At 71.3% G+C, this 11,831-nt stretch carries 7 protein-coding genes; 4 read left to right on the plus strand and 3 right to left on the minus strand.

Annotated elements, in window-relative coordinates; translation table 11 throughout:
• The first annotated feature begins 94 nt into the window (after window positions 1-94).
• Complete coding sequence (locus tag ACWD5F_RS13505) at window positions 95-826, plus strand: MBL fold metallo-hydrolase (protein ID WP_451253942.1); 732 nt, start codon at window positions 95-97, stop codon at window positions 824-826.
• Window positions 827-860: 34 nt separating this feature from the next.
• Window positions 861-1,667, plus strand: coding sequence for a DUF3097 domain-containing protein (locus ACWD5F_RS13510; protein ID WP_451253944.1), 807 nt, complete (start codon window positions 861-863; stop codon window positions 1,665-1,667).
• A 20-nt stretch (window positions 1,668-1,687) separates the two neighbouring features.
• On the opposite strand, the gene hemW is transcribed toward ACWD5F_RS13510, so the two are convergent.
• Entirely contained in the window at window positions 1,688-2,920 is a 1,233-nt protein-coding gene (gene hemW, locus ACWD5F_RS13515; protein WP_451253946.1) for a radical SAM family heme chaperone HemW, read from the minus strand.
• A 70-nt stretch (window positions 2,921-2,990) separates the two neighbouring features.
• Window positions 2,991-4,976, minus strand: coding sequence for a SpoIIE family protein phosphatase (locus ACWD5F_RS13520; protein ID WP_451253948.1), 1,986 nt, complete (start codon window positions 4,974-4,976; stop codon window positions 2,991-2,993).
• Window positions 4,977-5,078: 102 nt separating this feature from the next.
• On the opposite strand from ACWD5F_RS13520, the gene ACWD5F_RS13525 reads away from it, so the two are divergent.
• On the plus strand, window positions 5,079-9,242 hold the full coding sequence (locus ACWD5F_RS13525) for a HAMP domain-containing protein (protein WP_451253950.1): 4,164 nt from the start codon (window positions 5,079-5,081) through the stop codon (window positions 9,240-9,242).
• 12 nt (window positions 9,243-9,254) lie between these two features.
• Entirely contained in the window at window positions 9,255-9,830 is a 576-nt protein-coding gene (locus tag ACWD5F_RS13530) for a response regulator (protein ID WP_451253952.1), read from the plus strand.
• A gap of 75 nt (window positions 9,831-9,905) precedes the next feature.
• On the opposite strand, the gene ACWD5F_RS13535 is transcribed toward ACWD5F_RS13530, so the two are convergent.
• Entirely contained in the window at window positions 9,906-11,780 is a 1,875-nt protein-coding gene (locus ACWD5F_RS13535) for an AMP-dependent synthetase/ligase (protein ID WP_451253954.1), read from the minus strand.
• Window positions 11,781-11,831 lie beyond the last annotated feature (51 nt).

Below are 11,831 nucleotides of genomic sequence, written 5' to 3' on the forward strand. Positions count from 1 at the left end.
CGAGTGCCAGCATTCCCCGGCCAGTGTACGGCGGAGGGGTACTCCCCGGGCAAGGACGGCCTGCGGAGCGACCCCGTAGAGCTAGCGTCGCCGTATGACGGTGACTTGGGAAGAGCTGGGGTGGGAGCGGCTGGCGGCGGGTGTCGGCCGGTGCCGGCTGCCCGGCTGGGACTGCACGGCGGGGCTGGTCGTCGGGGACGGCACGGCGCTCGTGATCGACTCGGGGTCGAGCCTGGCGGAGGGCGCGCTGCTGCGGACGCGCGCGCAGGCGCTCGCCGGCCACCGTGTGACTCATCTCGCGCTCACGCACCCGCATTTCGACCATGTCTTCGGGGCGGCGGCGTTCGCGGGCGCGGAGGTCTTCGGCGCGGTGGGCCTGGACGTGATGTCCGTCCACGCGCGCGAGGAGCTGCGGGCGGACGCGGTGCGCAACGGGCTGGACGAGCGGGCGGCGACCGAGGCCGCGGACACCCTCGTCGCGCCGCGCCACCAGGTCTCCGGCGAGTGGACGCTCGACCTGGGCGACGGCCGCCAGGTCCTGCTGGCGAACGTCGGCCCCGGCCACACGGCCCACGACCTCGCGGTCCTCGTCCCTGCCCTGCCCGACTCCCCCGCGGTGCTGTTCTGCGGCGACCTGGTCGAGGAGTCCGGCGAACCCCAGGCGGGCCCCGACGCCGTACCGTCCCACTGGCCCGCCGCCCTCGACCGCCTGCTCGACCTCGGCGGCGAGGACGCGCTGTACGTGCCGGGGCACGGGGCGGTGGTGGACGCGGGGTTCGTGCGGGGGCAGCGAGACGCGTTGGCGGCCCGTTTCGGCGTGTCGTGACGGTGACCGGGCCGCTTCTCCTATCGTCATCCGAATGCGCCAGTACTCCGCCGATCTGACCCCGCCGTGGAAGAAGCCGAAGCCCGTCCCCGAGGTCGCGGCGGAGGCCGGACTGGTCGTGGAGGAGCCCGGCACCGGTTTCTGCGGCGCGGTGATCCGCTGCGAGGCGGGCACGGTGACCCTGGAGGACCGCTTCGGCAAGCACCGGGTCTTCCCGCTGGAGCCGCGCGGGTTCCTCCTGGAGGGCCGCGTGGTGACCCTCGTACGCCCCGCCTCGGGCCCCGCCCGTCCTTCCCGCACGGCATCCGGTTCGGTCGCCGTGCCGAGCGCACGCGCGCGTGTGGCGCGTGCCGGGCGCATCTACGTCGAGGGGCGGCACGACGCGGAACTGGTCGAGCGGGTGTGGGGCGACGACCTGCGCGTGGAGGGCGTGGTCGTGGAGTACCTGGAGGGCGTGGACGATCTGCCCGCCATCGTGGACGAGTTCGGCCCGGGACCCGACGCCCGGCTCGGCATCCTGGTGGACCACCTGGTGCCCGGCACCAAAGAGTGGCGTATCGCCCAGGCGGTGACGAGCGAGCACGCCCTGGTCGTCGGCCACCCGTACATCGACATCTGGGAGGCCGTGAAACCGTCCTCCCTCGGCATCGAGGCCTGGCCCCGGATCCCGCACGGCCAGGACTGGAAGACGGGCGTGTGCCGAGCCCTCGGCTGGCCGGAAAACACCGGTGCGGCCTGGCAGGCGATCCTGGGCCGGGTGCGGTCGTACAAGGACCTGGAGCCGGAGCTGCTGGGACGGGTGGAGGAACTGATCGACTTCGTCACGGCACCCGGCGACTGACCGCCGAGCACCCCGACGGTTCAGTCCACCAGGTCCCGCACCACCGCGTCAGCCAACAACCGCCCCCGCAGCGTCAGCACCGCCCGCTCCTCCGCGTACGGGCCCTCCTGGAGCAGCCCGTCCGCGAGCGCCCGGTGTGCGGCCTTCAGGCCCTCCTCGTGCAGCAGCGACAGCGGTACGCCCTCGCGCAGGCGCAGTTCCAGCAGGATGCGCTCCACCCGCCGGTCCTCGTCCGAGAGGAGCTCGCGGCCCGCGCCCGGCGATCGTCCCGCCGCCAGGGCCGCCGCGTACGCGCCCGGGTGTTTCACGTTCCACCAGCGCACCCCGCCCACGTGGGAGTGGGCGCCGGGGCCCGCGCCCCACCAGTCGGCGCCGCGCCAGTACAGCTCGTTGTGGAGGCAGCGGCCGGCGTCGGAGGTGGCCCAGTTGGAGACCTCGTACCAGTCGAAACCGGCGGCGGAGAGCATGTCCTCCGCGATCAGATAGCGGTCCGCGTGGACGTCGTCGTCGGTCATCGGGACCTCGCCGCGGCGGATCCGGCGGGCCAGCTGGGTGCCTTCCTCGACGATCAGGGCGTACGCGCTGACGTGGTCGGGGCCGGCGCCCAGGGCCGCCTCCAGGGACGCCCGCCAGTCGTCGTCGGACTCGCCGGGGGTGCCGTAGATCAGGTCGAGGTTGACGTGCTCGAAGCCCGCCGCGCGGGCCTCCGCGACGCAGGCCTCGGGGCGGCCGGGGGTGTGGGTGCGGTCCAGGATCTTGAGTACGTGCTGCTTCGCGCTCTGCATGCCGAAGGAGATCCGGTTGAAGCCGCCCGCGCGGAGGGTGGCCAGATATCGCGGGTCGACGGACTCCGGGTTCGCCTCCGTGGTGATCTCCGCGTCGGGCGCGAGGCCGAACTCGTCGCGGACCGCGCCCAGCATCCGTACGAGATCGTCGGCGGCCAGCAGGGTCGGGGTGCCGCCCCCGACGAACACCGTGCGCACCGGGCGCGGGTCGTCGCCCAGCACCTTGCGGGCCAGGCGGATCTCGTCGATCAGGGTGTCGGCGTAGTTGTCGCGGGAGGCGAGGACGCCGCCGGTGCCGCGCAGCTCGGTCGCGGTGTAGGTGTTGAAGTCGCAGTAGCCGCAGCGGGTCGCGCAGTACGGGACGTGCAGATAGAACCCGAGGGGGCGGTCGGCGGCGCCGGCCAGCGCGGCCTGCGGGAGGGCGCCGTCGTCGGGGACCGGTTCACCGTCGGGGAGTGCGGAAGGCATGCGTTCCATTGTCCAGCACGGCGGCCCGGTCCTCGCCCGGCCGTTTCCGGTAGGACTTCCTCTACGCTGCTCAGGCCTGTTCCGCCTGGAGGACCAGCAGCGCGAGGTCGTCCTCCGGTGGCTTGCCGCCGAACTCGTGGACCAGGCGGCGGATGCGCTCCGCGATCAGCTCGGCGCTCAGTCCCGCGCAGCCGGCGAACGCCGTCGCGAGGCCGTCGGCGTCGTCGAACTGGCGGGGTCCCGACCGCCGTTCGGTCACGCCGTCGGTGACGCAGAGCAGGGTGTCGCCGGGGCGCAGTTCGAAGGTCTCGCTGGTGTACGTCTCGTCCTCGATGACGCCGAGGAGCGTCTGCGGGCGCGCGGCCGTGACCACGGTGCCGTCGGGGCCGAGGAGCAGCGGGAGGGGGTGTCCGGCGGAGGCGAGGGTGCAGCGCACTCCGCCGTCGAAGGGTGCCAGTTCGCCGTAGAGGAGGGACAGGAAGCGGGTCTGCGGGCCGTCGCCGGGGGCCGGCGGGCGTACGAGGGCCCGCGCGGCAGCGTCCGCGGCCTCCGTGGCGTCGTCGAGGAGGAGGCGGTTGAGGCGGTCCAGGACGTCGGCGACGCGGTAGCCCTCGCGGGCCAGCAGCCGCAGCCAGGGGCGGGCCAGGCCGATGACGACGGCGGCCTCGGGGCCCTTGCCCTGGACGTCCCCGACGGCGAAGCACCAGCGGCCGTCGCCGGCCGGGAAGAGGTCGTAGAAGTCGCCGCTGGGGCCGCCCTTGTCGCAGGGCTCGTAGACGAGGGCGCTGTGCACGCCGGGGATCTCGGCGACGGCGACGGGCAGCAGGCCGCGTTGCAGGACCCGGCTGATGGTGGCCTGGCGGGCGTACTGGCGGGCCGCGCCGACGGCGAGCGCGACCCGGCGGCTGAGGTCCTCGATCAGCCCGGTGACCTCGTCGGGGAAGCGCAGGAGTCCGGACCGCCCGATGACGAGCGTGCCGAGCGGCCGGCCGCCCGCGATCAGCCGGTACGCGAGTGCCGTGCCGTGCGGGCCCAGCGCACCCTCGGGCCAGGGGTAGCCGGCGGGTCCCGGCCGGGAGGCGTCGGCGGGGTGCGGCGGGTCCTTCTCCAGGGCCCGGCGCAGTTCCTCGATGCGGTTCTCGCTGCCGTGCCAGACGCGGGCGAGCCGCAGTCCGGTGCCGCCGCTGCCGTCCGCCCAGCCGCCGCGTCCGGTGGCCTCGTCCTCCAGCCAGACCGCGCACCAGTCGGCGAGCCGCGGCACGATCAGCTGGCCGGCGAGGGCGGCGACGAGGTTCTCGTCGAGCTGTCCGGCCAGCAGGTCGGAGGCCTCGGCGAGGAAGGACAGGGCGCCGCGGTCCAGCCACTCGCGGTCGTACTCGGCGCGCAGGGGTTCGGGGGCGAGGATCTCGGCGGCGTCGAGGCCGTGGGTCACGGCGTGCCGGCCGGTGTACTCCTCGATGCCGTCCGCGGCCGTGGTGCCCTCGGCGGACAGCCGCGCCCAGACCGTCTTGGCGCCCCTGCGGTAGGTGACGCCCCAGGACTCGGCGAGGGTGGCGACCAGGCGCAGTCCGCGGCCGTGCTCCGGGGCCTCGTGCGGCTCCCGCTGGTCCGTGTCGCGGGGTGCGTGGGAGGCGTCCGTGTCGCGGGGCGCGCGGGAGGGGTGGTGGTCGCAGACCTCGACGACGACGTCACCGTTCGCCTCCTCCATCCGGCAGGCCACCTCGACGTCGGTGCCGGCGTGCACGACGGCGTTGGTGACCAGCTCGCTGACCACGACCACGGCGTCGTCGGCGAGCCGGTCGGTGAGGTGCTCGGTGCCGGGCAGGGCGACCTCGGCCCATTCGGTGAGCGCAGCGCGCACGATCGCGCGGGCGGTGCCGGGCGCGAGAGGACTGCCGGGGAGCGCGGCGGATTTCTGCGCGCGCGGGCGCACACCGCCCGGGCGCTGCTCCACGCCTCCGCGCTGCTCCACGCTCCCGCGCCCCTCCGCGCTCCCGTGCGCGGGCGCATCGGAGGCGCGGAAGGCGGTCTCCCGTTGCGTCGGAATGGCCCCCATCGACAGCTCCCGGAACGGTTCGCACGAATACACCTCAGTAGACGCCGACAGAGTGACAGACTGGCCACGCCCATAAGCGCCGAGTTACCGAAGTGGGCCGCCATGAGTGAGAACAGTGGTACACGTGTGCTCGAAGACGGTCACAAACCGGAGCAACTTCGAGCATCGGAGCTGCGCCCGCTGCTCGCCGCGATGATCGCGGCCCGGGACGGTGACTTCACCAAGGTGCCGGAGACCGGCCAGGGGCTGGTGGCCGAACTGACCGCCGCCTTCAACCAGATCATCGACCGCAGCACCCACTTCAACTCCGAGGTGCAGCGGGTCAAGCGGGAGCTGGTGCGGCACGGACGGCTCGACGAGCGGGTCAGCGCCAGTCCGGGGCAGGGCGCCTGGACCTCCCGGGTCAACGACGTGAACCAGCTCCTCGACGCCCTGGTGGCGCCGGCGGCCAACGCCACGCGCGTGCTGGACGCGGTGGCCGGCGGCGATCTGACCCAGCGGGTCGATCTGCACGACGGCAGCAGGCAGTTGCGCGGTGATCTGCGGCGCCTTGGCCGGGCCGTGAACAAGATGGTGGACCAGCTGTCGCTGTTCACCGGCGAGGTGACGCGGGTCGCGCGCGAGGTGGGCACGGAGGGGCGGCTCGGCGGCCGGGCCAAGGTGACGGGTCTGTCCGGCAGTTGGCGCGATGTGACCGAAGCGGTCAACACGATGGCGTCCCGGCTGACCGCGCAGGTGCGGGACATCGCCCTGGTGACGACGGCGGTGGCGCGCGGCGACCTGACCCGGACGGTGACCGTCGAGGCCACCGGTGAGCTGCTCGAACTGAAGCTGACCGTGAACACGATGGTGGACCAGCTGTCCGCGTTCGCCGACGAGGTGACGCGCGTGGCCCGCGAGGTGGGCACCGAGGGGCAGTTGGGCGGCCGGGCCCAGGTGCGGGGTGTCTCCGGGGTCTGGAAGGACCTCACCGACAACGTCAACTTCATGGCCTCGAACCTGACCTCGCAGGTCCGCAACATCGCCCAGGTGACGACCGCCGTCGCCAACGGCGACCTGTCGCAGAAGATCACCGTGGACGCGAAGGGCGAGATCCTGGAGCTGAAGTCGACCATCAACACGATGGTGGACCAGCTCTCCGCGTTCGCCGACGAGGTGACGAGGGTCGCCCGCGAGGTCGGCACCGAAGGCAACCTCGGCGGGCGGGCCCAGGTGCGGGGGGTCTCCGGCGTCTGGAAGGACCTCACCGACAACGTCAACTTCATGGCGGACAACCTGACGTCGCAGGTCCGCAACATCGCCCTCGTCTCCACCGCCGTGGCCCAGGGCGACCTCGGCAAGAAGATCACGGTCGAGGCGAAGGGCGAGATCCTGGAGCTGAAGTCCACGATCAACACGATGGTGGACCAGCTCTCCGCCTTCGCCGACGAGGTCACCCGCGTCGCCCGCGAGGTCGGCACCGAAGGCAACCTCGGCGGACAGGCACAGGTGCGCGGGGTCTCCGGCGTCTGGAAGGACCTCACCGACAACGTCAACTTCATGGCCCTGAACCTGACTTCGCAGGTCCGGAACATCGCCCAGGTCACCACCGCCGTGGCCAACGGCGACCTCTCGAAGAAGATCACGGTCGACGCGCGTGGCGAGATCCTGGAGCTGAAGGACACCGTCAACACGATGGTGGAGCAGCTGCGGGCCTTCGCCGACGAGGTGACGCGCGTGGCCCGCGAGGTCGGCACCGACGGCCGACTGGGCGGCCGGGCCCAGGTGTTGGGCGTCTCCGGCGTGTGGCGGGACCTCACGGACAACGTCAACTACATGGCCGACAACCTGACTTCACAGGTACGGAACATCGCCCAGGTCACCACGGCCGTGGCCAACGGCGACCTGTCGAAGAAGATCGACGTGGACGCCCGCGGCGAGATCCTGGAGCTGAAGACCGCCATCAACACGATGGTCGACACGCTGTCCTCCTTCTCCTCCGAGGTCACCCGGGTGGCCCGCGAGGTCGGCTCCGAGGGCCAACTCGGCGGCCAGGCACGGGTGGAGGGCGTGTACGGCACCTGGAAGCGCCTGACGACGAACGTGAACGAACTCGCGTCGAACCTGACCACCCAGGTCCGCGCGATCGCCGAGGTCGCCTCCGCGGTGGCGCAGGGCGACATGTCCCGCTCGATCACGGTGGAGACGCAGGGCGAGGTCGCCGAGCTGAAGGACAACATCAACCTGATGGTGGCCAACCTCCGCGAGACGACCCGCGCGAAGGACTGGCTGGAGTCCAACCTGGCCCGCCTCGCCGCGCTGATGCAGGGCCACCGCGACCTGATGGAGGTCGCCGACCTGATCCTGCGCGAGCTGACGCCGCTGGTGAACGCCCAGTACGGTGCGTTCTTCCTGGCCGACCCGGACGAGGACGGCGCGGCCCTGCACACCGCCGTTCCCACGAAGGGGCTGGCGTTCATCGCCGGTTACGGGTCGGCGCAGGGCGCGACCGTCGACACCGGCGGCATGCCGGTGCACGGACTGGTCCGCCAGGCGGCCCGCGAGAAGAAGCGGATCCTGGTGGAGGAGGCCCCGCCGGACTACATCAAGATCAACAGCGGGCTGGGCGAGGCCGCACCGGCCAGCGTCGTGATCATCCCGATCCTCTTCGAGGACAAGCTGCTCGGCGTGATCGAGCTGGCCTCCTTCTCCCGCTTCTCCGACGTCCACCTGGCCTTCTTCGACCAGTTCGTGAACACCATCGGCGTCGCGATCAACACCATCATCGCCAACTCGCGCACCGAGTCCCTGCTCGGCGAGTCCCAGCGCCTGGCCATGCAGCTCCAGGAACGCTCGGACGAACTCCAGAAACAGCAGGCGGAGTTGCAGCGCTCGAACGCCGAACTGGAGGAGAAGGCGGCCCTGTTGGCCACCAGCTCCCAGTACAAGTCGGAGTTCCTGGCGAACATGTCGCACGAGCTGCGCACCCCGCTGAACTCCCTGCTCATCCTGGCCCGCCTGCTCTCCGACAACCCCGACGGCCATCTCACCGACCAGGAGGTCCAGTTCGCCACCACCATCCACCGCTCCGGCTCGGACCTCCTCCAACTGATCAACGACATCCTCGACCTGTCGAAGATCGAGGCCGGCCGGATGGACGTACGCCCGAAGAAGCTGCCGCTGATCAAGCTGCTCGACTACGTCCACGCCACCTTCCGCCCGCTCACCCTCGACCGGGGGCTCGCCTTCGAGGTGGCCGTCGGCGAGGACGTACCGCGCGAGATGCACTCGGACGAACAGCGCCTCCAGCAGATCCTGCGCAACCTGCTCTCCAACGCGATCAAGTTCACCGCGACCGGCCGGGTCGAGCTGCGGGTGACCCGGATCAAGGACCCCGAGCACCGCTACGTGCGCGACAGCGGTGACGTCATCTCCTTCGCGGTCACCGACACCGGCATCGGCATCGCCGCCGAGAAACTCCCGGTGATCTTCGAGGCGTTCCAGCAGGCCGACGGCACCACCAACCGCAAGTACGGCGGCACCGGCCTGGGCCTGTCCATCAGCCGCGAGATCGCGGGCCTGCTGGGCGGCCGCATCATCGCCGAGAGCCGCCCCGGCCAGGGCTCCACCTTCACGCTGTACGTCCCCGTCGTCACCCCCGGCCATCCGGCGACCGTGGCGACCCCGGAGGACCCGGCGGTGCCGGTGCCGCAACAGCTCTCGGCCGAGCCGTTCCAGGCCACGCACGACCCCGACGACTCGTGGCCGGCGCCCACCAAACTGGAGGCGTGGAAGGCGGGCCGGGCCGGCCAAGTGCTGCCCGGCAGGCGGGTGTTGATCGTCGACGACGACATCCGCAACGTCTTCGCCCTCACCCATGTCCTGGGCCGCGTCGGCATGCCGGTCCTCTACGCGGAGAACGGCCGCGAGGGCATCGAGACGCTGGAGCGCAACCCGGACGTCGAACTCGTCCTGATGGACATCATGATGCCGGAGATGGACGGCTACGAGACCATCGCCGCCATCCGCCGCGCCCCCCGCTGGACCGGCCTGCCCATCGTCGCGCTGACCGCGAAGGCGATGCCGGGAGACCGCGAGAAGTCCATCGCGCGGGGCGCCAACGACTACGTACCGAAGCCGGTGGACGTCGACCAACTGCTCACCGTCGTCTGCGCGCTCCTCGATCCGGAGGGCACGGACGAGGCAGTGGCCGATGCCGTCCCGGAGACCGTCGCACCGGGACCGGGCACGACAGGGGAAGCCACGGTCCCGCCGGACACCGAATGAGGCACAGTCACCATGAGCGCTGAGGCAACGACCGAAGAGCGCGCCAGCATCCTCCTCGTCGACGACATGGAGGACAACCTGATCGCGCTGGAGGCCGTCCTGGGGTCCCTCAACGAGCCGATCGTCCGGGCGCGTTCGGGCGAGGAGGCGATGAAGGCGCTGCTGCGCCAGCAGTTCGCCCTCGTGCTGCTCGACGTCCGGATGCCCGGCATGGACGGCTTCGAGACCGCCGCGAACATCAAGCGGCTCGACCAGACCAAGGACGTCCCGATCATCTTCCTGACCGGCGCGGAGGACGACTCCGGCTACGCCTTCCGCGGCTACGCCACGGGAGCCGCCGACTACTTGACCAAGCCCTTCGACCCATGGGTCCTCAGGGCCAAGGTCAACGTGTTCCTGGACCTGCACCGCAAGAACGTGCAGCTGGAGCGGCTGTTGGCCCAGGAACAGGCCGACTACACCAGGGCGAACGCCCAACTGGCGGAGTTGGAGCGCCAGTTGGAGGTCGGCGAACCGCTCGACGTGCCGACGCTACGCGCCCACGTAAGGGAGCTGCGGCACCTTCTGGGCAGAGGCCGCCCCAACTGACCCAGGGGCGCGGGGAACTGCGCGACCAGCCACGACGAACCGTCAGCCGCCGAACAGCCCCCGCCCCTTTCTCCGCTACGCCTCGCGAGAGCCCGCGTACATCTCGTCGATGAGGGCCTTGTACTCCCGCTCCACAACAGGCCGCTTCAGCTTCAGGCTGGGCGTGATCTCCCCGTGCTCGATGTCGAGGTCGCGCGGCAGGAGGCGGAACTTCTTGATGGTCTGCCAGCGCTGGAGACCCTCGTTGAGTTCCTTGACGTAACCCTCGACCATGGCGACGGTCGCGGGCGCGGCCACCACCTCGGCGTAGGACTTGCCCTCCAGGCCGTTCTCCTTGGCCCACTCCAGAATGGACGGCTCGTCGAGGGCGATCAGCGCGGTGCAGAAGTTCCGGTCGGCGCCGTGCACGAGGATGTTGGAGACGTACGGGCACACCGCCTTGAACTGCCCCTCCACCTCGGCGGGCGCGATGTACTTGCCGCCCGACGTCTTGATGAGGTCCTTCTTGCGGTCCGTGATGCGCAGGTAGCCGTCGGGCGAGAGCTCACCGATGTCGCCGGTGTGGAACCAGCCGTCCGACTCCAGCACCTCGGCGGTCTTCTCGGGCAGCCCGTGGTAGCCCTCCATGATGCCGGGCCCGCGCAGCAGGATCTCCCCGTCCTCCGCGATGCGGACCTCCGTGCCGGGCAGCGGCTTGCCGACCGTGCCGGTGCGGTACGCCTCGCCGGGGTTCACGAAGGAGGCCGCCGAGGACTCGGTCAGGCCGTAGCCCTCCAGGATGTGGATGCCGGCGCCGGCGAAGAAGTAGCCGATGTCGGGCGCGAGCGCGGCCGAGCCGGAGACGCAGGCGCGCAGGTTGCCGCCGAAGGCCTCGCGGATCTTGGCGAAGACGAGCGCGTCGGCGACCTTGTGCTTGGCGCCGAGCCCGAAGGGGACCGAGGCCGTGCCGGTGCGCCGGAAGTTGTCCTGGGCGGCCTTGGCGTACTCGCGGGCGACCTCGGAGGCCCACTGGAAGATCTTGTACTTGGCGCCGCCGCCCGCCCGGGCCTTCGCGGCGACCCCGTTGTAGACCTTCTCGAAGATCCGCGGGACGGCCGCCATGTACGTCGGCTTCACGACCGGCAGATTCTCGATGATCTTGTCGACGCGGCCGTCGACGGCGGTGACGTGCCCGACCTCGATCTGCCCGGACGTGAGCACCTTGCCGAAGACGTGCGCGAGCGGCAGCCACAGGTACTGCACGTCCTCACCGCTGATCAGCCCGGTCGCGGCGATGGCCTTCGCCATGTACGACCAGTTGTCGTGCGGAAGCCGGACGCCCTTGGGGCGGCCCGTGGTGCCGGAGGTGTAGATCAGGGTGGCCAGCTGGTCCTTGGTGATCGCGCCGACCCGCTCCTTGATCAGGTCGGGGTTCTTCTCCAGGTGCTCGGCGCCGCGCTGCTCCAGCTCGGCGAGGGTGAGCACCCAGTCACCGGACTCGACGCCGGTCGGGTCGATCACGATCACGTGCGTCAGGTCGGGCAGCTCGGCGCGCCTGGCGACCGCCTTGGCCAGCTGCGCCGCGTCCTCCGCGATCAGCACCCGGCTGTCGGAGTCGGCGAGGATGAACGCCGACTCGTCCTCGTTGGTCTGCGGATAGACGGTGGTCGTGGCGGCGCCCGCGCACAGGATGCCCAGGTCGGCGAGGATCCACTCGACGCGGGTCGAGGAGGCGAGCGCGACGCGCTGCTCCGGCTGGACGCCCAGCTCGATCAGGCCGGCCGCGATGGCGTAGACGCGCTCGGCGGCCTGGGCCCAGGTCAGCGACTTCCAGTCGTCCGGGCCCTCGCCGGCGGCCGGCGGTACGGGGTAGCGGTACGCCTCGGCGTCCGGTGTGGCCGAAACGCGCTCCAGGAAGAGGGTCGCCACGCTCGGCGGACGGTTCTCGATCAGGGTCTGTGTGTCGCTCACGACATCCTCCGGGCCCGCGACAGTGCGGCGGCTGGCTCAAGTGCGGCTGTT

This window comes from Streptomyces sp. NPDC002499 (genome assembly GCF_053595415.1).